The sequence below is a fragment of the Arthrobacter globiformis genome, assembly GCF_003261175.1.
Lineage (GTDB): Bacteria > Actinomycetota > Actinomycetes > Actinomycetales > Micrococcaceae > Arthrobacter > Arthrobacter globiformis_A.
This window is the reverse complement of record NZ_QLNP01000072.1, coordinates 16227-41336: the sequence shown is the minus strand read 5'-3', so window position 1 is coordinate 41336 and position 25110 is coordinate 16227. Positions and strand designations below refer to the sequence as shown.

Below are 25110 nucleotides of genomic sequence, written 5' to 3'. Positions count from 1 at the left end.
AATCCGCGCCGCGCCGCTCGTTCGTTGACCTGCGCCGCCAGGGCTCCACCGAACGCCTCTTCCCTGTGCTGGCGACAGGGTGCATTCTGGACGTGACACGGTTCCGACAACGAAGTCGGGGAGGCGTAGGCCACATGAACTTTAATATCCGGTCCCTTGATGCGTTCCGGCCGAGCCAACTTGGGCAGCGACTGCCCGCCCGGGGGACGTGAGTGCCGTGGACATCACCTCAAGTCATCACCGCCTCAAGGTCGTGGTCCACATCGACGCGAACATGGAGCGTGCCTGCATCGAGGTCCGCGGAACCTTGACGCCGGCCAACATCCGGGCGCTTTATGTTGTTGCGCGACGTGCCAGGACCCTGCTGCCGGGCAAGGAAATTGTTCTGGACCTATCAATGGCCCGTGCCGCCATGGACACCATCGCTGCGCTCCATGACCCTGCCCAGCTCACGCAACTCAGCGGTGAAGGCACGTCCGAGAAACCCTGCCGGCTTAGCATTCTGGACCCCCGGCCGGGCATCCACGCGCACCCCTCCTTCACTCACGGCCGCGGCGACCACAAGCACCCTGACGGCAAGCACGCAGACCATCAACACGGCGATCACAAGCACCCGGACGGCAAGCACGGCGACAAGACCAGCAAAGCCCAGGAACGCAAAGCCGGACCATTCACAGCCCGATCACGCACGGCCCAAGCAACTGCCGTCCAAGCAACTGCCATGGAACCGGGCACCGCCCAACCCAGCCATGCCGAACCACGGGTGGCAGCCCGCCGCAGGGCCCGAGATAAGGAACCGGCATGAAACCTGGCCGCATGGTGATGCTCGTCCTCGGTACACTCGCCGCGCTCCTCGGACTGGGGCTGCTGGCGGGCGCGGCGGGGGTGGGCTGGCTCAACTTCCAGCAGCGCGACGAAGGCTACTTCACTACGCAGCCGCACCGGTTCGACGCCGCGTCCTCCGCCATCACCACGGCAGGACTGGACGTCATGGTCAGAGGCAGGCTGCCGGACGTCATTCCTTCGGAAACGGCAGGCAGCATCCTGCTCCGCGGAGCGGCAGCCACTCCCGGCAAGGGGATTTTCGTTGGCATCGCACCGCAGCAGGACGCGGCGCGCTATCTCGAGGGAGTCAAGCGTTCCGAGATCCGCGAGTTGAATCTGCGGCCCTTCAGGGTCGATTACACCGAAGTGCCGGGGACGCGGACCCCGGCCCGCCCGGGTGCCCAGAACTTCTGGGTCGCATCCGCCGAAGGCACCGGAACGCAGGAACTCAAATGGAACGTCCTTCCCGGCAGCTGGACCGTGGTGGTCATGAACGCCGATGCCACCGCACCGGTTTCTGTGGATCTGCAGGCCGGCGTCCGCTCCGACCTGCTCTGGCCGCTGTTCCTGTGGCTGGTCATTGCCGGGATCGTGCTGTTGGTCATCGGAGTGCCGCTGATCGTTGCGGGCGCGATGGGGCTCGGACGGCACGGGCCGCCGCCTCATCTTCCTCCGGCCCACTATCCACCAGGCCAGTACCAACCCGGCCACTATCCCGCTGGCCAGCCGCTCGCGGGTCATGCCCCGCCAGTGGAAACCCCGACGGCGGGGCCACCCGCCGCTGCCGGCGCCACCGGGCCGTTCGCGAGTCCTGCCGTGCCGGACGGAAGTGCAGGTGGCAGCGCAGGTCCTCCCGGCATGCAGCCGGGCGCGTACCCGGCAGTTGCCTACCCGGCCCCGGGTTATCCGGCGCCCGGCTATCCGGCCCCCGGCGGCGGGGCGGGCGCACCGCCACCGCCCTCCGTCGTCGACCAATTTGAGAACCCGAGGTACCCGGCCCGCCTGACCGGACACATCGACCCTGCGTTGTCCCGGTGGATGTGGCTGGTCAAATGGTTCCTGGCCATCCCGCACCTGATCGTCCTGTTCTTCCTCTGGTTCGCACTGATCATCACCAGCATCGTGGCGTGGTTCGCCATCCTCTTCACCGCCCGCTACCCGCATTCGCTGTTCAACTTCAACGTGGGCGTGCTGCGCTGGAGCTGGCGGGTGTCCTTCTACGCCTTCACGGCGATCGGAACGGACCGCTACCCGCCCTTCACCCTTGCCCGCACCGACTACCCGGCCGACTTTGACGTCGACTACCCGGACCACCTCTCGCGCGGCCTGGTGCTGGTGAAGTCCTGGCTGCTTGCCATTCCGCACCTCATGATTGTGGGTGTGCTCGCGGGATCCACGCGTACCTGGGTGGCCTCCTCCGACGACGACTTTGCCGGCGACGCCGGCCGCTACACGGCAGGCAGCGCGGTCTCCCTGCTCACGCTGCTGGCCTTCATCGCCGGCGTCATTTTGCTGTTCACCGGCAGGTACCTCCGAACCCTGTTCGACCTGCTAATCGGCCTCAACCGCTGGGTTTACCGCGTCGCGGCATACGTGGCGCTGATGCGGGACGAATATCCTCCGTTCCGACTCGACATGGGGCCTGCCGATCCAAACGAACGCCCGGTCGTCAGTCCACAAACCACTCCACCGAGAGGGCTGTCATGAAGCTCACGGTTCACACGTTCGTGAGCCTCGATGGCGTCATGCAGGGTCCGGGCGGCAGGGACGAGGACACCAGCGGCGGCTTCGAGTTCGGCGGCTGGCTGGTGCCGCTCTTCGACGAGGACATGGGCAGGATCGTGAACGGGTGGTTCGCCGAAGCCGACGCGATCCTGCTCGGCCGCACCACCTACCAGATGTTCCAGCCCTACTGGGAGCAGGTCACGGACCCGGAGGACGCCGTAGCCACGGCGCTCAACAACCTGCCCAAGTACGTGGTGTCCTCAACGCTGACCGAGGCGACCTGGAACAACACCTCCATCCTTCCAGCGAACTTCCTCGAAGCCGTTGACGACCTCAAATCAGGCCCGGGCCGGGAGCTCCAGGTCCACGGCAGCTACCGGCTGGTCCGGGCCCTGCACGACGCCGGCCTGGTGGACGAGTACCGGCTGATCATCTTCCCGGTGGTCCTGGGCCAGGGCAAGCGGCTTTTCGAGCCCGGCGTCACGCCGTCGGCCTTCACCCTGGGCGGAAGCAAGGCGACGTCGTCAGGTGCCGTCCACCTGACCCTCCTGCCCGCCGCATTTGGTGCCGCCGACCTGGAGGTAGGGGAGTTCGAGGTGCGGGAAGGTCGGGAGCAGGTTAAGGACTGAGGCGATGTGCCCAAGCCGCAGTTAGCCGGCCGCTGTTAGCCCGCTCCGCGCAGGCGCTCCATTTCCCGGCGGTCCTTCTTGGTGGGCCGGCCGGTCCCGCGGTCCCGCTGCGGCAGCCCGAGCGCCGGCGCCACGGGCCGGGGTGGCGTATGGTCCTTGAAACAGTGCGACGCCGCCTCCGCCCCCACCCGCTTGGCGATCAGCCGGCGCACCTCGAGGATGCGCTCATAACCGGGTTGGCGGACGCGCACAGTGTCGCCGGGGACGAGTGACTGCGAGGCCTTGGCCGGGTTACCGTTGATGCGCACATGCCCGGCACGGCACGCGGCGGTGGCGGCGGACCTGGTCTTGTAGGCGCGGATCGCCCACAGCCAGGCGTCGACGCGGACGGTGGCGGGGGCTGAGGGAAGGCTGCTCATGATTGCAGCCGAGTATAGCCGGACCGCTGCGGACTCAGGGGTCCGGGACGGCGGAACCTGCCGCCGCCGGGCCGTCCGCCAGCACGATGTCGAAGGCCTCCACCCGGCGGTCCGTGACCGTGGTGGGAGATTCCAAGTGGACGGCGCCCGTGGGCAGGATGCCGGCGCCGCCGAACTTTTCCATCACCCGCCACTGGGCCACCACGTCCTCACCGCAGTGCTCGGGCGGGAGCTGAGTCCAGAACCGGAAACCTCCCGCGTCCTCCAGGGCTTGGCGGCGGAACATGGTGCACCCGCCCAGCCAAGCCACCTTGTACGGAATCCACTGCCCCGATTTCAGTCCCAGCTCCGTGCTCAGGTGGCTCAGGTTGGCTGCGCTGTGCAGCGGCCACCGCTCAAAACCCTCCTCGCCGGGACGGATGCGCTCGGGGGTCACCGGTCCCTGCCATGGCGTGAAGGTTCCGGTCTGGTCGGGGCGGCGGTCGTCCAAGAAGGAAAGACCCTGAGGGGCCATTCCCACAAAGCCGCAGCCCAGGTCATCGAGGGCATCACTCATTCTGGCCAGGGCGCCCGGCTCCAGCCAGATATCGTCATCGAGGAACAGCACTTTGTCCGCCCGTGCCCGCTCCAGGACAAAGTGGCGGTGTTCGGCGAGGCCGCGGCGCGGCATGTGCCGATGCAGTTCGACGGCGGTGCCCTGCGCACGAAGAACCCGGAGCAGGCTGGCTGCCGGCGGATGCTCCCAGGCCGGCGGCCCGTCCGACTGGTCACTAATCACCAGGCGGAAGACCGGGCCTTCCTGCGCCGCAAGCCCGGCCAGCGTGACGGCAAGCTCGGCCGGCCGGTCGCACGTGGGGATGAGGATGTCCAGGACGGCGTCCTCAATGGTGTGGCCCGAGGCCCAGTTGGCGGATGTGTGGCGATCCATGATCACGGCCTTTCCGGGACCGATGAGTCGTACGGTGCACTGGTTCAGGTACCCAGGGCTTTTGCCGCCTAAACGCGCTGAAGGCGTGTCGGACGGGACTCGCCGACGACGGCCGGGTTCAGGACCGCACGTCAGGGGCCTATGCGACGAGTACGGCCGCGGCGGAGTCCATGTGCTCGCGGATCGTGTTGCGGGCCAGGGTGGCGTCGCCGGTTTCGATGGCGGCGACGATGTCGTTGTGCCGGTCCACGCTCATGTTGCGAACGCCCTTTTCGAGCCCGGCGAACATGATGGACATCCGGATGGACCCTTCCAGGGATTCCCACGAGTGGAGGAGGGTCTCGTTGCCGGTGAGGCGGCACATGGTGCGGTGGAAGTCGAGGTCGGATTCGACCCGCTCCTCCAGCGTGCCGTGGGTGGACGCTTCCATCGCCTGGATGGCTGCGCGGAGCGACCCGATGACGTGCTGGCGGTCCGGCAGTTCACACAGTGTGCGGGCAGCCAGAGATTCCAGGGCCGCCCGGACGGAGTAGATGTCGCGGATTTCCTTGGCATCCAGGTGGCGGACAGAGAGCCTCCCGCGGGTTCCCGCGGACACCAGGCCTTCCTGCTGAAGCTGCCGCAGGGCCTCCCGGAGCGTTCCGCGGCTGATCTGCAGCATCTCGGACAGCTCGGTTTCCACAAGGTGGCGGCCCGGCTCGAGCGCTCCGCTGGTGATGGCGGTGCGCAGCGCGGCCAGCGCCTGCTCGCGGAGGCTTTTCTTTTCCAGTCCCAGCAGGGTTGCTGTCGCAGCCATCGGATTCTCCCAAGGTCAGAGGTCGACTGTTTACAGTCAGCGTGTTAACAATGATGCCACGGCAGGAGTGCGGGGCCAGGTGTTGTCCCGCACTCCTGCCGTGGCTGCGCTCCGGCCTAGCCGAAGCCGGGCTTAGCCGAGCTCGGCGAGCACCTTGGCCACGATGCGCTGGACGGTCAGGCCGTAGCGTTCGTGCAGCGTGGGCAGGGCGCCGGCGTCGAGGAACTCGTCGGGCAGTGCCACCGGCACCACGCGCTTGCCAAGGCCTGCGCTGACGACGGCCGAGGCGACGGTTTCGAACAGTCCGCCCACCACGGAGTGGTTCTCCAGGGTGACAGCCAGCCGGTCGGTGTTGATTTCTGCCAGCACGGTCTCGGCGTCGAACGGTTTGATGGTGGGGGTGTGGACGACGGCGACATCCACGTTGTGTTCCCCCAGCGCCTTGGCTGCCTGCAGGGCACGCATGGTCATGAGGCCGCTGGAGACGAAGACGACGTCGTTGCCCCCGCGCAGGACCTTGGCCTTGCCGAGCTCGAAGGTGTAGTCGTACTCGTCCAGGACCGTGGGCACGTTGCCGCGGAGCAGGCGCAGGTAGGTGGGTCCTTCGCTGGCCGCGAGCTGCGGGACGGCCTGTTCGATGTCGATGGAGTCGCAGGGGTCCACGATGGTCAGGTTGGGCATGCCGCGGAAGATTGCCATGTCCTCCGTGGCCTGGTGGCTGGGGCCGTAGCCGGTGGTAAGGCCGGGGAGGCCGCCCACGATGTTGACGTTCAGGTTGGGTTCGGCGGCGTCCAGGCAGAGGAAGTCGTAGGCGCGGCGGGCGGCGAACACGGAGTAGGTGGAGGCGAACGGCACCAGGCCGGTTTCGGCGAGGCCGGCCGCGGCGCCGAAGAGGAGCTGCTCGGCCATGCCCATCTGAAAGAACCGCTCCGGGAAAGCCTGGGCGAAGATGTGCATGTCCGTGTACTTGCCCAGGTCCGCGGTGAGGCCAACGATCCTGTCGTTCTCCTGCGCGGCCTTGACCAGGGCGTGGCCAAACGGGGCGGAGGCTGTTTTCTGGCCCGGATCGGCGAAGGACGCGATCATGGCCGAGGTCTTCAGCTTCGGCTTAGCGGCTGCTGTAGTGTCGGGAGCCTCGGTGGTGGCGCTCATGCTGAAGCCTTTCCTTCGTATCCTGCGGTCAGCTGCTCGCGGCAGAGCTGCCATTCGTGTTCTTCAATGCGCATGAAGTGCGCCTTTTCCCGTTCCTCCAGCAGCGTTACACCTCGGCCCACTTTGGTGTCGCAGAGGATCACCGAGGGGCGTCCGCTGGTGGCGGACTGCTCTGCAGCATTGTCGAAAGCGGTGAGCAGCGCGGCGACGTCGTTTCCGTCCACCCGCTGGGTATACCAGCCGGCGGCTTCCCATTTTTCGGTAATGGGTTCGGTGCGGAGCACGGTATCGGTCTTGCCGTCGGCCTGCAGGGCGTTGATGTCCACCATGGCGGTGAGGTTGCCCAGCTGGTGGTGGTGCGCGCCCATGGCGGCCTCCCAGGTGGAGCCCTCGTCGAGTTCGCCGTCCGAGAGGAAGTTGTAGATCCTCGCGTCGGAGCCCTGGTAGCGCAGGCCCAGGGCCATGCCGACGGCGATGGTCAGTCCGTGGCCCAGGGAACCGCCGGAGATTTCCATGCCGGGGGTGTAGGTGGACATGCCCGACATGGGGAGCCGGGAGTCGTCTGAGCCGTAGGTCTCGAGCTCCTCGACGGGGACGATGCCCGCCTCGGCCAAAGCTGCATAGTGTCCGATGGCGTAGTGCCCGGTGGAGAGCAGGAACCGGTCACGCTGTTCCCAGTGCGGATCTTCGGCACGGAACCGGAGCTGGTCGGCATACACGACGGCGAGCATGTCCGCGGCTCCCAGCGCCTGGCCCACGTAGCCCTGGCCCTGGACCTCGCCCATGTTCAGGGCGTGGTGCCGGATGCGGTAGGCGGCGGCGCTGACCCGTTCGAGTCGTTCTGCGGCAGTTTCCTGGGTCATTCGTTCCTTCTTGGACAGTGTTGTGGCGGTGGGGAGTGTAGTGGTGTGCAGTTCCTGCGGGTTGGCTTCATTGATGGTGGTCATCACGCGTTCACCGACTGGGGGGTGCTTTTGGTGATTTCATCAGCCAGCTGGCGCTCCCTCTTGCCCCAGGTTTCCCGGGTGGTGAAGGCTGCCCAGAGGCCGATCACGGCGTACAGACCGAACAGCAGGGCCGGGCCCATCCAGCCGAAGCTGACGAACAGCAGGGTGGTGATGAACGGCGTGAAGCCCGAGACCATAGCCGAGATCTGGTAAGCCAGGGAGGCACCCGAGGCGCGGGTCTTGGCCTGGAAGAGCTCGGGGAACCACGCGCCCTGGGCTCCGGCGAGCGAGTTCTGGCAGACCGCGTAGGAGATCACGATCGTGGCGATGATGAAGACGAACAGGCCGGTGTTGACCAGCAGGAACATCGGAATGGCGAACAATGCGGCGAACGCGGTGGACCAGATGTAGAGGGGGCGGCGGCCGATCCTGTCGGTCAAGCGGGCCCAGGCCTGGGTGGCGAAGATACCGATGGCGGACGCAATGCACAGGGCCACCAGGGTCTGGGTCTTGTCGGCCAGGTGCTGGCTGTTGAGGTAGGAAATCATGTAGGTGATGGACACGGCGTAGCCGGCGGTCTCGGCTATACGGAGGCCGATGCCCTTCACGATGTTGCGCCAGTCGGTCTTGATCACCTCTACGATGGGGGACTTGACGATCTCACCGTGGCCCTTGACCTCGTCGAAGACGGGGGACTCGGGGACCTTGGAGCGGATGATCAGGCCGACCACCACCAGCACAATGCTGGCAAGGAAGGGGATGCGCCAGGCGAGCTCGCCGCCGAGATTCACGCTGACCAGGAACACCAGGTTGGCCAGCAGGAGGCCCACCGGGAAGCCGGCCTGGACGATGCCGGTGTACTTGCCCTTGGACTTCCACGGCGCGTGCTCGTAGCTCATCAGGATGGCTCCGCCCCATTCCGCACCGAAGGCCAGGCCCTGGACGATGCGGACGAACACCAGCAGCGCCGGAGCCAGCAGGCCCACCTGGCTGTACGTGGGCAGCAGGCCGATGAAGAAGGTGGCGATGCCCATAAGGATCAGGGACGTGACCAGGACGGGCTTGCGGCCCACCTTGTCGCCCAGGTGGCCGCCGATGATGCCGCCCAGCGGGCGGGCTGCGAAGCCGACGCCGAGGGTGGCGAAGGCGGCCAGCGTTCCGGTGACCGGGTCGCCGGTGGGGAAGAACGCAGTTCCGAAGTAGAGGGCGGCCGCAGTACCGAATCCAATGAAGTCGTACGTCTCGATCACAGCGCCGACGCCCGAGCCGATGGCGACCCGACGGGCGTCCTTGGTGCCGTGGACCGGCCCCCGCATGTTCAGAGCTTCGTTGCTCATGGTGGTTCCCTTTCGAAGAGCGGCTGAAGAAGCTCCAGCGCTGTCGACTGTTAACAAGATGTGTTCCAGTGTGACCGACGTCATGCTGACTGTCAACAGTCACCGTCAGGAGTTGACTGTTGACAGTCGCCAGCGCTAATGTGGTGTCCATCACTACCGCCTGCCGGGCACGACTAGAGGATCAACAACGATGTTCCATTCCCGACTCGGGTGCTCATCCATCAGCTTCCGCCAGCAGGACCTGCCGACAGCCCTGCGAACCATCGCCGGGCTGGGTTTCGGCGAGATCGACTTGGGCGCCCTTCCCGGCGTTTGCGATCACGTTCCGTATGAGCTCGACGCCGACGCCGACGCCGTTTCAGCGGTGGCCGGTGACGTTGCCGCATCGGGACTGCGGGTGCGTTCCGTGAACGGGGATATCGGGGACCTCAATGCAGTGCTCGACGCGGGCCGGCAGGCTGAGCGGGACAGGCACCTCCATGCCCTGCTCACCCTCACGGCGAAAACCGGAGCCAAGGCGCTGGTCCTGCCCTGCGGTGCGCTCAGCCACGAGCCGGTGAAGAGCCTCGAAGAGGACCTGGACACCGTCGCGGCTCAACTCATTAAAGCCCAGCGTCGTGCAGCTGAATTCGGCGTAGAACTCTGGACCGAATCGCTGCACTTCCTGCGGTTCTGCTGGAACCTGGAACGCGCCGAACGTCTGGCGCAGCGGCTGGCGGGCTCCGGCGTCGGTATTGTCATGGACTTCAGCCACATCGTCGCCGCCGGCGAGGACCCGCTGGAGTACCTGGCAAGGCACGAGGGCCGGATAGCCCACGTGCACCTGCGCGATGCCGTGCCCGGGAACATCAACCTCAGCATCGGCAACGGCCAGGCCGATTTCGCCGCCGGGCTGCGGGGCCTGGCCGAGCAGGGCTACACCGGGCACTTCAGCCTGGAACTCGAAACCCGGGACATCACCCACGACGAACGCCCGGCGGCTGCCGCCAAGGCAGCCAGCTTCATCACCGACCTCATCTGATCAACCCCACAAAAACCAAGGAGCATCATGACCGCCATTCAGCGCACCGCAGTCCTCACCGGAGCCACCTCGGAAAGGGGCATCGGCATCACCACGGCCCGCCGCTACGCCAGCCAGGGCTGGGGCGTGGTGATCCTGGACCTCGACGGCGAGAAGTCCGCGAAGGTCGCCACCGAAATCGGCAACGAATTCAACGTTCCGGCGTTCGGTTACGAGATCGACGTCGCCAACGAGGACTCCGTCAACGCCGCCTACAACGCAGTTTCAGCCGAGGTCAAGAACGGCGCACTTCCCGCCGTCGGGGCCTTGGCCAACATCGCCGGCATCACCTCGCCGGTACCCTTCCTGGAAACCACCCTTGACCTCTGGAACAAGGTCATGGCCGTGAACTCCACCGGCACCTACCTCGTCACGAAGGCCTTCCTGCCGGACATGATCGACAACGGCTGGGGCCGGATCGTCAACATGTCCTCCGTTTCCGCGCAGCGCGGCGGCGGCGTCTTCGGCAAGGTCCCCTACTCCGCTGCCAAGGCCGCCATCCTCGGCTTCACCAAGGCCCTCGCCCGGGAGCTCGGTGACTCCGGTGTGACCATCAACGCCATCACCCCGGGCGCCGTGGACACCAACATCCGCGTCGGCAGCACCGAGGAGCAGGAAGCCGCCATCAACGCCGGCATCCCGCTGGGCCGCAACGCCACCACCGAGGAAGTCGCAGCAGTCATCACCTTCCTGTCCTCCGACGACTCCGCATACCTGACCGGCACCACCATCGACATCAACGGCGGAAGCCACATGCACTAAGAGGACGCCGGCCAAGGCCAGCTCAGCAGGCTATTCGACGATGACCCGCACCCGCTGCACCGTATTGTTGCCCATGCCCTGGTAATTCCAGTGCTGCTCCAGCGGCTGGGTAGAGCCGGTCGCGTCGGTGGCCCGGCACGACAGTTCGTGGTGGCCTGGGTCGGCCACCCATGGCAGGCTCCAGCCGCGCCAGGCAAAGGCGCCGGCAGGCTTGTCCAGCTGCGCCGGAACCCACTTGCCGTCGATGCCGACCTCCACTTTCGTTACGGCGCCCTCACCGGACCACGCCCTGCCCTGGAGCATGACGGGCCCGCGGGGGAGGTACCTGCGGCGGGTGTAGAAGTCAGGAATGCCCGGCGGAACCATCAGGGACCGCACCCTGATCCGCGAAACCGGCGTGCCGGCGTCGTCCGCGTTGTGCTGGTAGCGGTAGGCGACCGACTGCTGGAAGCCGGTGAACGGCGTCGTGACCACCTGGATGGACTGCAGCCACTTGACGCTGGCCATGCCATACCAGCCCGGAACGACAAGCCGTAGCGGGTAGCCGTGCTGGGGCGGCAGTTCGGTGCCGTTCATCTTGTAGGCAAGGACGACGTCGGCCCGCGAGGCTTCCGTAATCGGCAGGCTTCGGGCGTACTGCTGCCGGACGCCGCCCTGGATTCCGGCATCCATGCCGGTGAAAACCACCTCGACGGCTTCGGGCTCGACGCCGGCCTGGGCCAGCAGGTATGCGAGCGGAACACCGGTCCACACGGCCGTTCCCACGCCCTCCAGCGTCCAGGGTTGGCTGAGCGGCCGCGGCCTCAGCAGCGAACGCCCGTTGCCGGCGCATTCCAGGGTCACCTGGACGCTGATGGCCGGATCCCGCTTCAGCGCCGCAAGGCTCAGTTCCATTGCCCGCTCCACGGCGCCGCCGATCCGCAGGTGCCACGCGCCGCTGATCTGGGGAATGTCGAAGTGCGTCAGCACGTAATGCAGCCCGGGCGGAGTCACGTCCTCTCGCAGGGCCTCAAGCGGCATGGAGTGATTCCGCACGGCGAGCTGCAGCTCTTCGCTGGTGAGCGGGCCATGCGTGGGTTCACCGGAGTGTGCTGTTACACCGGAATGTGCTGCGGGGCTGGCGGACGGTCGGCGTCGGTAGATCAGCTTGGACATGGCCTTGCGATTCTGCTCGGTGCTGCGGTTTCTCGGGGCTGCGGGGTGCAGCCGCGAATAGGCGTGCTCCTCCTCACAGGTTTACGCCGCGCGTAAATGACCGTCAACAGCCGGGCCCCTACAGCTGCGGCAGCTTCACCAGTTCCTCGAGTGCCATCGGGTCCCGGCCGGTGAGGCCGTGCACGTCCAACGTCGCCCCGGCCAGCTCGCCGGCGGCGATCGCCGTGTAGGTGCTGACCCAGGCCTCGACCTGCCACGCGGGGGCGCCGTAGGAGGCACGGGAGGCGAATGCCTCCTCCACGGTTTCGTGGTGGTACGTGACGGTCCTGCCCGTGGCACGCGAAAGCACTTCGGCGGCGTGCGCCAGCGAGATGTCCTCCGGGCCCGTCAGGTCGTAGGTTGCCCCGGCGTGGACCGTCGGGTCGCGAAGTACCGCCACCGCAGACCGGGCAATGTCCTCCCGGGCGACGGCGGCCATCACGCCGTCGCCCGCCGGGCCCCGGATGACGCCGTCCTCCCCGGCCAGCATGGGCAGGAAGTCCAGGTAGAAGTTGTCCCGCAGGAAAGTGAACCGCATACCGGACGCCCTGATCCGCTCCTCGGTGGCGTAGTGGTCGCGGCCCAGCGTGAAGGTGCAGTCCGGCGCGGCCCCGAAGAAGGACGTGTACACAATGTGCTGCACGCCGGCCTCCGCGGCGGCGTCCACGAACGCGTAATGCTGCTGCAACCGGTCCTCCGCCTCCGCCGCCGACACCATGAACAGGACCTTGACCCCCTCCAGGGCCGGCCGCGACATTACGGGGTCCCCGTAACTGACCGCCACGGCCGGGGCGTCCTCCAGGTCGGGCGCCCGCCGGGGGTCGCGCACCAGCAGGCGCTGGGAAAACCCGGCGTCGGACAGCTGCCGGGCCACCATGCCGCCCAGGACCCCCGTGGCGCCGGTGACGGCGAGGTCTGGAAGATCAGTCATTGGCGCTCCTAGGCCTCGCGGGTTGCAGGGGACTTTGTCTTAGCCGGGTCCCGCTCGGCGAGGGAGCCGACGGCAGCGTCGATCTTCTTCAGGACGTCCGGTTCAAGGCGCACTCCGGCGGCAGCGGCGCTGTCGGCGACCTGTTCGGGCCGGGAGGCGCCGATGATGGCCGAGGCCACGTTCGGGTTCTGCAGCACCCAGGCCACCGCCAGCTGGGGCATGGTCAGCCCGGTTTCCTCGGCGACCGGCCGCAACTCCTGCACGGCCGCCAGGACGTCATCCCGCATCCAGCGCTCGATCATCTTGGCACCGCCCTTGTCGTCGGTGGCACGGCTGCCCTCCGGCAGCGGTTGGCCGGGCATGTACTTGCCACTCAGCACGCCCTGCGCCATGGGTGACCAGACGATCTGGGAGACGCCCAGCTCCTCCGACGCCGGAACCACTTCCTCCTCGATGACCCGCCACAGCATGGAGTACTGCGGCTGGTTGGAGATCAGCTGGAAGCCGAGTTCCTGGGCCAGGGCGTGGCCGTTGCGAAGCTGTTCAGCGGTCCACTCGCTGACGCCGATGTACAGGGCCTTTCCCTGCCGGACGATGTCCGCGAAGGCCTGCATCGTCTCCTCGAGCGGCGTTTCAAAGTCGTAGCGGTGCGCCTGGTACAGGTCCACATAGTCTGTCTGCAGCCTGCTAAGGGACCCGTCGATGGATTCCATGATGTGCTTGCGGGACAGGCCGAGGTCGTTCTTTCCCTTGGGGCCGGTGGGGCCGAACACCTTCGTGAAGATCTCTAGGGACTGCCGGCGTTCACCCTTGAGCGCTTCGCCCAGAACGGTTTCCGCGGCGGTGTTGGCGTACACATCAGCCGTGTCGAAGCTGCTGATGCCGGCGTCCAGCGCCGCCCGCACGCACTGCGTGGCGACGTCGTTCTCCACCTGGGAGCCATGCGTGAGCCAGTTGCCGAACGTGATTTCCGAAATCTTGAAGCCGCTGTTTCCGAGGTATCTGAATTCCATGGGTTTCACGCTAGCGGAGATGGTTGCTCAGGATAAGGGATGCCGGCGGCTTATCTCGCAGCCGGCACTCACCGCCGAACGGAGGGCGCCAGGCGCCTGACGGCATGGAGAACCAGCGCGGTCAGGCGCGGGCCCGGGCGTCCGGGTGCTGCGCGAGCGACGTCATGGAGCCGGTGTCCAGGACGGTGACATGCCCGGCAACCGACGGTTTCCGCGCAGGCTGCGGCGGCTGGGCCGACAGCGCCAAGGCGGACCGGACCGTTTCACCCTTGCTGGAGGCGCCCGTGTTGGTCGCGCCCATTCCGGACGCGCCCGTTCCGGAGGGTTCGGCCGGAACGGCATCGTGTCGCAGGGCTGATTCCACGAGCGGCGCCACCTCCGTCACGCTGGCCGCGGCCACGTCGGGCGGCGGCAGGTCCCGCACCGTGAGCTTTATATCCGGCGCGGCGGCCCGGGCGCGCGCCACCGCGCGGGCGTCGGCGGCAGCCACGGCGTCGGCCCAGCCTTTGGAGAGGACCGGCGGTACCGGCCGGGCTGCGGTCACCAGAGGGTGGTGGACGACGGCGCTGCGGAGCGCCTCCTGGAGGCCGGTGCGGGTCCGGAGCTTCTTCCAGTCGATCGGTGCGCGGGGTTCGCGGACCGGGCGGGGGGCCTTGGGGGACTTTTTCGCGTTGGCTTTTGCCGGCTCCGGTTCCGCCCTGGCGGGCAGCGGGCGGCCGTCCGCGGCGAGCCGCACGATCTCTATGGTCTCGTTCTTGGGGAGGCGGCCGAACAGCGCCATCACGATCAGCGCGACAAGGCGTCCCAGCCCTGCAATCACCAGTGTGAGCATGACACTGATGCACAGTCCGATGAACATGAGGAAGGCAACGCCCAGGGTGCCCAAAAATGTCAGGTTCAGTGCAATCGTTGTCGGATCTTCCACTTCACCCTCCTTACCATCGGCGCCCGGCTCGTCCCCCAGTGATCGAGCCGGTGATTACGCCGGAAAACAGCCCCTAACCACCATACGGACTATTTACTGCCGACATGCCCGCATGGCAAGTAGCGGCAACTGTTGTTTCAAAGCTGTTATAGGACGCGGCCTTACGCAGGCGGCGATAGGCTGATTCAGCAAGTGACCGCCACGTTCCCAGGGATGCCATGACTGAACCAGAACCCTTCTCCGGTAACTGCCCGTGCCTTTCGGGCGAGCAGTACGCGGACTGCTGTGGCCGGTTCCACTCCGGCTCGGCAGACGCAGCCACCGCCGAGCAGCTGATGCGTTCCCGTTACTCCGCCTTCGTCCTGCTCCATGCCGATTACCTCCTGAAAACATGGCATCCCAGCACCCGGCCTTCGGAGCTGGAAATTGATCCGGGCCTGGAATGGCGGCGGCTGGACATCCTCTCCGTGGAGCGGGGCGGCCCGCTCGACACCGAAGGCACCGTGGAGTTCAAGGCGCACTTTCGTCAGGACGGCGTGCGGGGCGTCCACCACGAAACCAGCCGCTTCCTCAGGGTGGACCGGAGCTGGTACTACATAGACGCAGTCGCAGTCGCCGTCCCGCTCTACCGGTAGCGAAACCCGCGGGCCGCGCCCAGCCGCAGGTCACTTGTCTTTGTGATTCAGTGCTCCTCGTAATCGGCCGTGGGAGTGAAACCGGCGCGGTCCACCTTGCGGTGGAAGCGCATGCCGGCCATGCCGCCCAGGACGGCGCCCACCAGTGCCACCAGGGCGACCACGACGGCGGCAATGAGGCCGGTGGTGGTCACCTGGCCTTCGTTGACTGGAATCCGCGGGAAGCTGTTCAGCTGGGCCAGGATATTGAACTGCTCGCCCGCGATCATGCCGAGCACGGCCACCAGCACAGCCGCGATCAGGGCCCAGATCCACACGGCGAACCCCTGCTTCGCGCCATTGAACCGGGCCATCCTGCCGGCGACGTACCCGCCGCTGTAGTAGGAGGCGAAGAGAATGACCAGCAGGACGATGATGCCCGCGATTCCCACTGTCTGGTTTGAGGCTGCCCGGCCCACGGCGGCGTTCACGTCCGTGTTCGTGGCAAGTCCCACCGCGGTGCCGGCCGCGGCGACCAGGGCGGTCAGCAGCACGGCCATGCCCGTGGCGGCCAGCCAGCCAAAGAACGCCGAGCCAATCTTGATGCCGCCGAACGCCTCCTTCTCGCGGGCCGCGGCCATTTCCCGGGTGGCAAAGGCCGGGTCATCGGAGCGTGCCTTGTCCGGGCGGTCGTCCCGTTCAGTGTCGGGTGTGTAGTCGCGCTCGGCGTACGGAGTGTCCGCGTCCGTGGTGTTGAGGGCCCGCGTGTGCGTGTCCGTCGAGGCGCCGGTGCTGGTGGCGCCAGTGCTTGCGGCACTGGGGCGGGCGGCGGAACGCCGGGTCTGGGTGGCGTCGTAGACCGGAGTTGCCTCCGTGGGAGCGTCTGCTGAACTGTGCTCCGTGGTGCTGTAGTTGGCAGGGGAGGGCTCTGCCGCGCTGTGTTCAGGCCTGGTGCGTTCGGGCCTGTTGGGTTCGGACGTGCCTGATTCAGGGGAGGTGCGCCGGGGGCGCCTGTCCCCGGAGCCGGTTGGGCTGCTCATCAGCGACTCGCTTTCATTGAACGGACCCGGACTCAGGGGCCTAAGCCGGGCAACGCAATGCCTGAGGCCAAGGCACTGGCCTCAGTTTCTAGCTAACTCCGTTCAATGGGCATTAGCAAGGATGCTTAGTATCTTGGTTTTGGCGCGTCTCCCCTTGTCGCAGGCGGCGTGGGCGGTCAGAGCCGGTGTTCGGGTGTCCAGGCGTCGGGTGTCCAGGTGCCAGGCGGCTGGTGCGGTCAGCGGTAGGCGCGGTGCAAGTTCTCCTTGGTCGACTCGCGCGCGGAGGCATCGGCGATCCACGGCCCGGTTCCTTCGGACTGGTCCAGCACGCCGGCCTCCAGCCACGTGTAGTCGCCGGCGAGCACCTTGCGCGCGAGGTCGCGGTCGCCATCGTCGGTGTTGCGCCACAGCTGGTCGAAATATTCGTCCACCCGGACGCGTGCCTGCTCGCAGAAGGCGTCGGCCAGTTCAAACGCGGTGGCGCCTCGTTCAGGTGCGGTCCGGAGCAGCATCTCGGCGCGCGAGCAGCAGGCCGCCATGGCGAACAGCTCGGCTCCAATATCGACGATCCGGCCAAGGAAGGCCTGCTTGTGTTCCAGTCTGGCCTGCCAGCGGCCCATGCCATAGAAGGTCTGCCGGGCTAGCCGCCGCGAGGACCGCTCCACGAAACGGAGGTGCTTTCCCAGCCGCCCGAAATCGCTGTAGGACCGCGGATCCATGCCGGCGCCGGCCACCAGTTTGGGCAGCCATTTTGCGTAAAAGCCGGAGGCTCCGACGGCGGCCCGCGCCTTGTCCGGAAGGCTCGCCTCCGCGGAGGCCAGGTCCCCGGCTGCGGCGAGGTGGGCGTCCACGGCCTCGCGGGCTATCAGCAAACGCATGATCTCGGACGAGCCCTCGAAGATGCGGTTGATCCGCAGGTCGCGCAGCTGCTGCTCGGCGGGGACGGCCCGCTCGCCGCGGGCCTCGAGCGATTCGGCCGTCTCGAAGCCGCGGCCGCCGCGGATCTGCACAAGTTCGTCCGCGATCCGGTAGCTGATCTCGGTGGACCACAGCTTGGCCAGGGCCGCCTCAATGCGGACGTCCTTCTGCCCGGCGTCGGCCATCTCCGCGGAGAGCTCGAATACGGCGTCCAGGGCGAAGGCCGTGGCAGCGATGAATGCGATCTTCTTACTGACTGCCTCGTGCTTGCCCACCGGTCGGCCCCACTGGGTGCGGGCATTGGACCATTCCCGCGCGATCTTGAGGCTCCAGCGGCCCGTCGCCACGCACAGCGCGGGCAGGGAGAGCCTGCCGGTGTTCAGCGTGGTGAGCGCAATTTTCAGACCCTGGCCTTCACGGCCGAGCCTGTTGGCGGCCGGCACCCGGACCTGGTGGAACCGGGTCACCCCGTTCTCGATGCCACGCAGGCCCATGAAGGTGTTCCGGTTCTCCACCGTGATTCCCGGGGAGTCCATTCCCACCACGAACGCGGTGATGCCGCCCTTATGGACGGCGCCGTCCGCGTCCGTATGCTGGGGCACCACTGCCATCACCACCACGAGCTCGGCGATGACGCCGTTGGTGGTCCAGAGTTTGACGCCGTCCAGAACGTAAGACCCGCCGTCGGCGCTGGGGACAGCGGTGCTGCCCATCCGTGCAGGGTCGCTGCCGACGTCGGGCTCGGTCAGCAGGAACGCGGTAACCGCACCCTCCGCGCAGCGCGGCAGGTACCTGCGTTTCTGCTCGGGGGTACCGAATACCTTCACCGGCTCCGGCACGCCGATGGACTGGTGGGCCGAGAGCAGGGCGCCCAGGCTCGGGTGCACCGATCCCAGCAGCGCCAGCGCCCGCCCGTAGTAGACCAGGGAGAGGCCCAGGCCGCCGTACTCCTGCGGTATTTTCATGCCGAACACGCCCAGCTCTGCCAGGCCGCGGAGGTACTCGTCGGGAATTTTCGCGTCGCGCTCAATGATCCGTCCGGACATGGTGCGGCAGAATTCCGTCAACCGTGCCATGAAGGCCTCGCCGCGTTCCACGTCATCGGGTTTGGCGGCGGGCCAGGGATGGATGAGTGCCAGGTCAAAGCTGCCGAGGTACAGGCCCTTGGCGAAGCTGGGCCTGGCCCACTCGGTCTCGCGTGCTGCCTCGGCGATGGCGCGGGCATCCTCTGCGGACGCCCCCGCGCCGATCTTCTCCGGAGCAACGGGTGTTTCGGACGCGGGACTGTCCACGGGCGGGATGGCGCCAGTGCCGTCCGCAGCCGGGTTTGCTGTGGCTGTGCTGTGACCAGCCCTGCTGTCAGGGGCCTGGCGATCAGTTGCCTGGCTGTCAGTGGCGGAGCTCACGGGGCATCTCCTCTGACCGGATGACCGGCTCAAAGCCCTGGGTCCGCCGCGGGTGGAGAACCCTTCAGCTGTCCCTCAATGCTACCCGCGGGTAGGTTCCGGTGCTAGGGGCCGGCTGCCCCTGAAACTCCGCGGGAAATTCGACCGCAGAGGCGTGGTGCACCAGGCTGTCCCAGGCGTGGTTGATCCCGTGGACGGCCCTGAGCAGGGCCCCGGCAATGACCACCCAGGCCAGCCTCCCCACGCCCACCAGGACGAGGGCGGCGAATGCCGCCACCGCCACGAAGAGGACAAGTGCCAAGGCAACCATCAGTGTCCCGATGAACACCAAGGTGCCTGTCTCCACTGCGCTCAAGTCGAACTGCATGCTTCCCCCTGCGCCGTTGCTGCGGATGGATCAGATCAGTAGCTCGAGACTAGGGCCATGGGCGAAGCTTCCTCTAGCGCCCCGGCCGTGCTGTGGCCGCGTTGATACGGGATCGAGACAATACCGCGCCGTAGGTCACGGAGTGATTGCGAAAACCTCGGCTGTCACATGCGTAACGTTGCCTGACCGGCGCGCGGAGCCGCCTCCGGGGTTCTCGGGAACCGCGGCGCGGGCCGGCCGGGGCTCTGCGTTAACCTTGTAGTTGGCAGTTTTCGGGTTTCCGCTGCCCAGACCATCCCCAAGCTGCCGAAGGAGTGTGTGTGCCCCGGTCCACTACGTCCTCCGCTGACGCGATCAGCGCCAGGCTCAGGGACCTTGAGCTCCTCACCAAGGGGCCCGCATGGGCCCTCACCCGTTCCGCCCCCTGGGTGATCGCCGTCCTGCAGGCATCCTTCACCCGCACCCGGCCGCAGCTTCCGCTGGAAGAATTCCATGCCGACGTCGACTCCTTCCTCGAGCAGTTGCGCCGCCAGGACCCGGGGCTGGGCGGCCATGCCAACGGGAAGTCCTTCGGCGATGAGTGGACCCGCAAGCAGTTCCTGACGCGCCGGAACCAGTCGGGGCAGATCGTTTACGAGGTCACCGAGCCGGCCGCGCGCGTGCTGGCGTTCCTGGACAGCCTCTCCAGCGAAAGGTCCACGCTCAACGGGTCCCGGCTGGGCACGCTGCTGGGCGACGTGGAGAAGCTCGCCAACGAGACCAACCCGGACCAGAGTGCCCGGTTGGAAGCGCTCGAGGAGGAGATCGGGGAGCGGAAGCAGCTGATCGAGGACATCAGCTCAGGTGACTTCGACGGCCTCCTCGACGACGACCAGGCCGTCGAGGCGGCCGGCAACATCCTGGACCTCGCTGCCAGCCTGCCCGCGGACTACAAGAAAATGCGTGACCGGATCGAGGAGCTCGTGGGCGAGCTCCGGAACCAGATCATCGAGGAGTCCCTGACCAAGGGCGCCACGATGGCCCAGGTTCTTGAGGCGGACAAGCGGCTGCGCCAAAGCCCGGAGGGCAGGACCTTCCGTTCCTTTACCGCTTTCCTCGAGGACCCGCAGCAGCAGCTGCGCTTCCGGTCCGCCATCGGCGAGGTGCTAAGCCGGCAGTTCGCGGACGACCTTTCGCCGGAGGACCGGGAAACCCTGAAAAATTTGGTGGCGGAGCTCCGGCAGCAGCACAGCCAGATCCAGCGCATCTACGGCAAGCTCAGCGAGAGCCTGAACACCTACGTCCAGAGCGACGATTTCCGTCAGTCGGTGCGGCTCCGCAAGGTGCTGCGCGAGGCGGAACAGGCCATCCGGTCAATGCCCTACGAGCGCGAACGGCCTGGCCTGGTCCGGGGTCCGGTTCTCTTCAACGCAGGTTTCGAATCCCTCGCCATGGTCAAGCTTTTCGACCCGGACGAGTTTGCTGCCCCGCCCAAGCTCGCCGATCCCATCGCGTTCAGCGACTCGGACCGGGTCCGCTCGCCCAGGACCGCCAAGGCCAGGCCGGAGGCGATCCGCGCCGCGGCAGCGGGCGCCTCGACCCTCGCCGAGGCGTGGGAGCAGCTGCCGCCGGAGGAACAGCACATCAACTCCATTCGGGCGCTCCTCTCGCACGCACTCCACACCGGCGCCGGCTTTGACCAGCTGGCGTGGGAGGCCCTCGACTTCGAACAGATAGACGGCACCACCCGCAAGGCGTACCTGCCGGTGGTAACGCTCAAAAAGGATTAGCGATGACTGAAGAGATTACGACGGCGGACGCATCGGCCCCGCTGGTTGAGCCTGCCGAAACCCCCGCGATTTCGACTAGCTCAATCAACGGCTCTGTCAGCCCCCGTGACACGTTTGTGGACGGCGCCGCTCTTTTCCCTGGGGATACAGGGGTGCTTCCCATGAAGGTGCGCCAGGCACTCGTGAAGCTACTGAAGGGCCCGTACGTTGACGGCGGCCGGGACGAGAGACTCTGGACAACGCTGCTGGACAACCAGCTGATCCTGCGCAGCCGGCTCTCCGAGCTGTTCCTCACGCTGCAGCTGGACCACGAGAAAAAGATCGCTGTTCTGCGTCCCGTCGACCCCGAAGCCATCGGCGGCAGCGCCCGCTCCAGCATCCTGCGCCAGCAGCGTGCCCTCAGCCGGGTGGAAACCATCGTGCTGCTGCGCCTGAGGCTCCTGCTGGACCGCCACGTCACGGCCCAGACGGACCCCACCATCACGCGGGAAGAAATCGCCGAGCTCGTGGCCCACTACCAGCCGGCAGGCCAGCAGGACGCCCTGCGCGACTCGGACGTAGTGAACCGCGCAATAACGAAGCTCCTCGCCCGCCAGCTCCTGCTCTCCACCGGCCTGGACGACGTCTACACGATCTCCAACGCCCTGCCCCTGGCCCTCCCCTTCGACAACATAGGCGACATTACCGCCCAAATCGAAGCCCTGGTGGCTGCCACAGCAGATCAGTCAGGCACAGAACCCCTAATAGAGCTCGACGTCGACAAGCCCGGTGGCGACGAAGACCCTGAGGACGAATCGGAAGGTGACATGCCGTCGACGTCCCCCGAACCGGCACCGGCTGAGGAGGCAGCCAAGTGAGTATTGCGAGCATGCTTCCGCTGGGTGACGTCGTTAACCCGGGCCAGATGCGCCTGGCCCTGGTGCAGGTGGTCAACTGGGGTACGTTCCATGGCGCCCACACCATGCACGTGGACCGCAACGGCACCCTGCTCACCGGCAACTCCGGCGTCGGCAAGTCGACGCTGTTCGACGCCATGCTGCGGGTCTTCGATGCCCGCCCGCGCTCCAATGAGGCAGCAGCCCAGCGTTCGGGCGCCGTGGAGGACAAGCGGACCACATTCACGTACATGCGCGGCAAGGTGGGGGACAAGGCCGTCGGCGAGGGCTCGGCCAGTGCATTCCAGCGCCCCGGTGCCACCTGGTCCGCCGTCGCCCTGACGTTCGACAACGCCGCGGGCACCAAGGTGACGGTGTCGGCCCTGTTTGACCTGCCGAAGAACGGCACGGAGTCCAGCGTCGGCCGGTACTACCTGATCGACAACAGGCCGCTGGACCTCGCCGCCATCGAGGACATTGCCGAGAAGCGGTTCACCAGGGCTGCGCTGGAAAACATCTTCCCGGACGCCCAGGTCTTTGACGTGCACAAGGCCTTCGCGGAGCGGTTCCGCAGGCTCCTGGGCATCAACTCCGACCAGGCGCTGCCCCTGCTCCGCGTCATCCAGGCCGGCAAGGGCTTGGGTGGCAGCGTGAACACGTTCTTCCGCGACCAGGTGCTGGATGCGCCGGCCACCCTGGCGGCGGCGGACGACGTCGTCGAGGAATTCAGCAACCTCATGTCCATCCGGCAGCGGCTGGAGGACGTCCGGCAGCAGCGCGACCAGCTGGCCCCCGTCCCGGGGCTGAACCGGGAGTACGCCCAGTCCCTGCTCGACGCCAACCGGATCCGTGAACTCGCGGGCGAGGAGTTCGAGGCCTACCGGCAGCAGCTTGCTGTCACCGTGCACGAGACAACGCTCGCCCGCTTCAAGGCGCTCGCCCAGGCAAAGGCCAAGGAGCTCGCGGCCGAACGCGGCGTGCGGGACGGCCTGGCCAAGGAGCTCCGGCAGCTGGAGGCGGAGTACAACAACCAGGGCGGCAACGCCATCTCCTCGATCGAGCAGTCCCTGGAGAACGCCCGGGTGGGGCTGAAGCTCCGCCAGCAGGTGGAGGAGGCGGCCCGACAGGCGCTGACCGACGCCGGCCTGGACCTCGAATGGACCGCTGAGGATTGGGAGCAGGCCCACGAGCAGGCGGCCACCCGCTCCGCTGAACTGAAGGACGACTCCGCGGCCCTGCAGGAGCTCCGTTTCGAGGCCTTCGACGCCCACGCCACGAAGAAGCGCGAGCTTGCCGCGGCCGAGCAGGAGCTTGTGTCGCTGAAAACGCGCAAGTCCCTGCTGCCGCCGTCGAGCATTGAAAACCGGGCCGCGATTGCGGCCGCTACCGGCGTCCCCGAGGAGCAGATGCCGTTCGGCGGCGAGCTGATCGACCTCGCCGAAGGCCAGGAGCACTGGCGCCCCGCCGCCGAACGTGCCCTGCGGAACCTGGCCACCACGCTGCTGGTCCCGGGCGAGCACTTCGCAGCGGTCACCCGCTACCTGAACAACCACACCGTCCGCGGCGCACTGCGCGCGGTGGACGTGTCCAAGCCGCTCACCGGGGCGGCGCTCGCAGTGGAGGACGTGGCCGACGGCGACCTGCTGACCAAGCTGGACATCCTCACCACCGGGGCAAAGGGCGGGTCCGCCGCACAGGCTAGCGTGTGGATCCGTGAGCGGATCGCCCTCGACTTCGCGTACCCGTGCGTGGAGAACCCCGACGAGCTTGCGGCCCTGGACAAGGGCCTGAGCCTCGGCGGAGTGGTCAAGCGCAACCGGCACACCGTGGAGAAGGACGACCGGTTCACCAGCCGGCAGGACTACGTCCTCGGGTTCGACAATGCCTCCAAGCTGGAGCTCGTGGCCGGACAGGTGGAGGACCTGCGCCAGGAACTGGCCAAGGCCGCACAGCTGGCCCAAAGCCGCGAGGAATCACACCAGGGCATGTCCCGGCAGCTCGACGCGCTGCGCAAAGTGGCCGGAGACAACCGCCCGTGGGAGCAGGTCTCGGCCGCAGTAGCGGCAGACGAGCTTGCCAGGATTGAACAGCGGCTCAGGGACGCCCTCGCCGCCCAGGCGGACCTCGAACCGCTCCGCGCCAACATCGAGGCGGCGCGCCAGAAGCACCAGTCCAGCACCGAGGCTGCCGCGGTGCTGCAGAGCGAATACAAGGCGCTGGACCAGCAGCTCACCGCCTCCGATTCGCTGCTGGAAGCCGCGCGCCTCCGCCTGAATCAGGCACCGCCGTCGGACTCCACCTCCGCGGCCCTGGCGCCGTACTTCGCCGAATTCGGCGACGTCACGGAAATGCATGAGCTGGACAACCTTGCCGGCCGGGTGCGGGCCCAGCTGCTCGGTGACCTGCACAGTGCAGAGTCCGGGGCCCAGGCAACGTCGGAGCGGCTCACCCGGATCTTCGAAGGCTTCGTCCGCGACTGGGGCACCGCCATTTCGGCCGACCACGGCACGTCCATCGGCGCCGTCGGCGAGTTCGAAGCCCGCTACCACGCGATCATCAATGACGGGCTGCCGGCGCAGGAGGCCGAGTTCCGGCAGTTCTTCAACCAGCGCACCCACGAGTCGTTCAGCACGCTGCTCCACCTGCTCGACGAGGAACGCCGGTCCATCACCAGCAGGATCCTGCCGCTGAACGGCATCCTGTCCGACGTGAATTTCCACGAGGGCAGCTACCTGGAACTCGACATCAAGCAGACCCTCCCGGCCACGGCCAAGCAGTTCAAGGACGCCATCCAGAACGCGCTGAAGACCCGGCATGTCCGGCCGGCCAAGGCAGAGGCAGCCAAGGCGGACACCGCCCACGCCGGCCAGAATGACGACGCCGAACTGACCGCCCGCTACAAGTCCCTGGAGACGCTGGTGAAGCGGCTGGGGTCGCAGACTCCCGAGGACCGGCGCTGGCGGGCGGAGGTCCTGGACGTGCGCGGCCACCTGTTCATCCAGTGCAAGGAGCACCGCGAGGTGGACGCCCCCGGGAAGAAGGGCGGCAAGCGAACAGACGTCTTCATGCACGCCGACACCGGCTCCATGTCCGGCGGTGAACGCCAGCGGTTCACCGCGTTCATCATGGCCGCGGCGCTGAGCTACCAGCTGGGCATCGCCGAGCAGGGCTTCACCACGTATGGCACAGTGATGATGGACGAGGCATTCGTGCTGGCCTCCGAGGAATTCGCCGGCGCAGGCATCAAGGCGCTGCACGAATTCGGCTTCCAGCTGCTCCTGGCGGCACCCGAGAACGTCATCGACCTGTCCCGGCACCTGGGCTCGGTCACGGAGATTCTGCGGGACAGGCGCACCAACCGCTCCGGCGTCCTCACTGCCCCCGTTATCACCCCGAAACCGGGCACAGAAGGGCAGTGGCGGTCCGAGGCCAATCCCGTCGATATCGTGCTGCGCTAGTCCATAACGCTTTCGCGCGG

At 67.1% G+C, this 25110-nt stretch carries 22 protein-coding genes; 9 read left to right on the top strand and 13 right to left on the bottom strand.

Translation table 11 applies throughout. The features are described from left to right. Positions 1-217: 217 nt before the first annotated feature. Genes DBZ45_RS10210 through DBZ45_RS10200 form a run of 3 tightly spaced genes read left to right on the top strand, consistent with a single transcriptional unit; the run spans position 218 to position 3179 of the window. Positions 218-805, top strand: a complete 588-nt coding sequence (locus tag DBZ45_RS10210) for a hypothetical protein (protein ID WP_146617480.1) — start codon at positions 218-220, stop codon at positions 803-805. Continuing rightward, entirely contained in the window at positions 802-2532 is a 1731-nt protein-coding gene (locus DBZ45_RS10205; protein ID WP_111903795.1) for a DUF4389 domain-containing protein, read from the top strand. The genes DBZ45_RS10210 and DBZ45_RS10205 overlap by 4 nt, the downstream gene beginning before the upstream one ends. Continuing rightward, a complete protein-coding gene (locus DBZ45_RS10200) occupies positions 2529-3179 on the top strand; it encodes a dihydrofolate reductase family protein (RefSeq protein WP_111903794.1) in 651 nt (216 codons plus the stop codon). The genes DBZ45_RS10205 and DBZ45_RS10200 overlap by 4 nt, the downstream gene beginning before the upstream one ends. A gap of 35 nt (positions 3180-3214) precedes the next feature. On the opposite strand, the gene DBZ45_RS10195 is transcribed toward DBZ45_RS10200, so the two are convergent. The 6 genes from DBZ45_RS10195 to DBZ45_RS10170 form a co-directional block, all read right to left on the bottom strand. Continuing rightward, positions 3215-3598 (bottom strand): RNA-binding S4 domain-containing protein, encoded by a 384-nt coding sequence (locus DBZ45_RS10195; RefSeq protein WP_111903793.1) that lies wholly within the window; start codon positions 3596-3598, stop codon positions 3215-3217. A gap of 34 nt (positions 3599-3632) precedes the next feature. Beyond that, positions 3633-4526 (bottom strand): glycosyltransferase family 2 protein, encoded by an 894-nt coding sequence (locus DBZ45_RS10190; protein WP_111903812.1) that lies wholly within the window; start codon positions 4524-4526, stop codon positions 3633-3635. A gap of 139 nt (positions 4527-4665) precedes the next feature. Continuing rightward, the gene (locus tag DBZ45_RS10185) at positions 4666-5322 is read right to left on the bottom strand and encodes a GntR family transcriptional regulator (protein WP_111903792.1); all 657 of its coding nucleotides are present in this window, start codon (positions 5320-5322) and stop codon (positions 4666-4668) included. 132 nt (positions 5323-5454) lie between these two features. After that, complete coding sequence (locus DBZ45_RS10180; RefSeq protein ID WP_111903791.1) at positions 5455-6474, bottom strand: transketolase family protein; 1020 nt, start codon at positions 6472-6474, stop codon at positions 5455-5457. Next, entirely contained in the window at positions 6471-7337 is an 867-nt protein-coding gene (locus tag DBZ45_RS10175) for a transketolase (protein WP_111903811.1), read from the bottom strand. Before DBZ45_RS10175 ends, DBZ45_RS10180 begins: the two co-directional genes overlap by 4 nt. Positions 7338-7420: 83 nt before the next feature. Continuing rightward, positions 7421-8758, bottom strand: coding sequence for an MFS transporter (locus tag DBZ45_RS10170; protein ID WP_111903790.1), 1338 nt, complete (start codon positions 8756-8758; stop codon positions 7421-7423). 190 nt (positions 8759-8948) lie between these two features. On the opposite strand from DBZ45_RS10170, the gene DBZ45_RS10165 reads away from it, so the two are divergent. Both DBZ45_RS10165 and DBZ45_RS10160 read left to right on the top strand, forming a co-directional pair. Continuing rightward, a complete protein-coding gene (locus DBZ45_RS10165; RefSeq protein WP_111903789.1) occupies positions 8949-9779 on the top strand; it encodes a sugar phosphate isomerase/epimerase family protein in 831 nt (276 codons plus the stop codon). 27 nt (positions 9780-9806) lie between these two features. Beyond that, on the top strand, positions 9807-10580 hold the full coding sequence (locus DBZ45_RS10160) for an SDR family NAD(P)-dependent oxidoreductase (protein ID WP_111903788.1): 774 nt from the start codon (positions 9807-9809) through the stop codon (positions 10578-10580). A gap of 30 nt (positions 10581-10610) precedes the next feature. Here DBZ45_RS10160 and DBZ45_RS10155 read toward each other — a convergent pair whose 3' ends face one another. The 4 genes from DBZ45_RS10155 to DBZ45_RS10140 form a co-directional block, all read right to left on the bottom strand. Beyond that, a complete protein-coding gene (locus tag DBZ45_RS10155; RefSeq protein ID WP_111903787.1) occupies positions 10611-11735 on the bottom strand; it encodes a sulfite oxidase in 1125 nt (374 codons plus the stop codon). A gap of 118 nt (positions 11736-11853) precedes the next feature. Then, positions 11854-12705 (bottom strand): SDR family oxidoreductase, encoded by an 852-nt coding sequence (locus DBZ45_RS10150; RefSeq protein WP_111903786.1) that lies wholly within the window; start codon positions 12703-12705, stop codon positions 11854-11856. An 8-nt stretch (positions 12706-12713) separates the two neighbouring features. Then, a complete protein-coding gene (locus DBZ45_RS10145) occupies positions 12714-13718 on the bottom strand; it encodes an aldo/keto reductase family protein (RefSeq protein WP_111903785.1) in 1005 nt (334 codons plus the stop codon). Between the two features lie 121 nt (positions 13719-13839). Beyond that, the gene (locus tag DBZ45_RS10140; RefSeq protein ID WP_111903784.1) at positions 13840-14643 is read right to left on the bottom strand and encodes a hypothetical protein; all 804 of its coding nucleotides are present in this window, start codon (positions 14641-14643) and stop codon (positions 13840-13842) included. 218 nt (positions 14644-14861) lie between these two features. Between DBZ45_RS10140 and DBZ45_RS10135 the strand changes: the two genes are divergently transcribed. Further along, positions 14862-15278, top strand: coding sequence for a YchJ family protein (locus DBZ45_RS10135; protein ID WP_111903783.1), 417 nt, complete (start codon positions 14862-14864; stop codon positions 15276-15278). A 47-nt stretch (positions 15279-15325) separates the two neighbouring features. Here DBZ45_RS10135 and DBZ45_RS10130 read toward each other — a convergent pair whose 3' ends face one another. From DBZ45_RS10130 to DBZ45_RS10120, 3 genes are all read right to left on the bottom strand, one after another. Continuing rightward, on the bottom strand, positions 15326-16297 hold the full coding sequence (locus DBZ45_RS10130; protein WP_111903782.1) for a YrzE family protein: 972 nt from the start codon (positions 16295-16297) through the stop codon (positions 15326-15328). A gap of 236 nt (positions 16298-16533) precedes the next feature. Further along, positions 16534-18507 carry an acyl-CoA dehydrogenase family protein gene (locus tag DBZ45_RS10125; protein ID WP_111903810.1) on the bottom strand — a complete coding sequence of 658 codons (1974 nt, stop codon included), beginning with the start codon at positions 18505-18507 and terminating at the stop codon, positions 16534-16536. Between the two features lie 178 nt (positions 18508-18685). After that, entirely contained in the window at positions 18686-18988 is a 303-nt protein-coding gene (locus tag DBZ45_RS10120) for a hypothetical protein (RefSeq protein ID WP_111903781.1), read from the bottom strand. A 320-nt stretch (positions 18989-19308) separates the two neighbouring features. Between DBZ45_RS10120 and DBZ45_RS10115 the strand changes: the two genes are divergently transcribed. The 3 genes from DBZ45_RS10115 to DBZ45_RS10105 are packed head-to-tail and all read left to right on the top strand — an operon-like array spanning position 19309 to position 25090. Continuing rightward, positions 19309-20757: a DUF3375 family protein gene (locus DBZ45_RS10115; RefSeq protein WP_111903780.1), complete on the top strand. Its 1449-nt coding sequence runs from the start codon at positions 19309-19311 to the stop codon at positions 20755-20757. Positions 20758-20759: 2 nt separating this feature from the next. Beyond that, positions 20760-21614 carry a DUF4194 domain-containing protein gene (locus DBZ45_RS10110; protein ID WP_111903779.1) on the top strand — a complete coding sequence of 285 codons (855 nt, stop codon included), beginning with the start codon at positions 20760-20762 and terminating at the stop codon, positions 21612-21614. Next, the gene (locus tag DBZ45_RS10105) at positions 21611-25090 is read left to right on the top strand and encodes an ATP-binding protein (protein WP_111903778.1); all 3480 of its coding nucleotides are present in this window, start codon (positions 21611-21613) and stop codon (positions 25088-25090) included. Before DBZ45_RS10110 ends, DBZ45_RS10105 begins: the two co-directional genes overlap by 4 nt. Positions 25091-25110 lie beyond the last annotated feature (20 nt).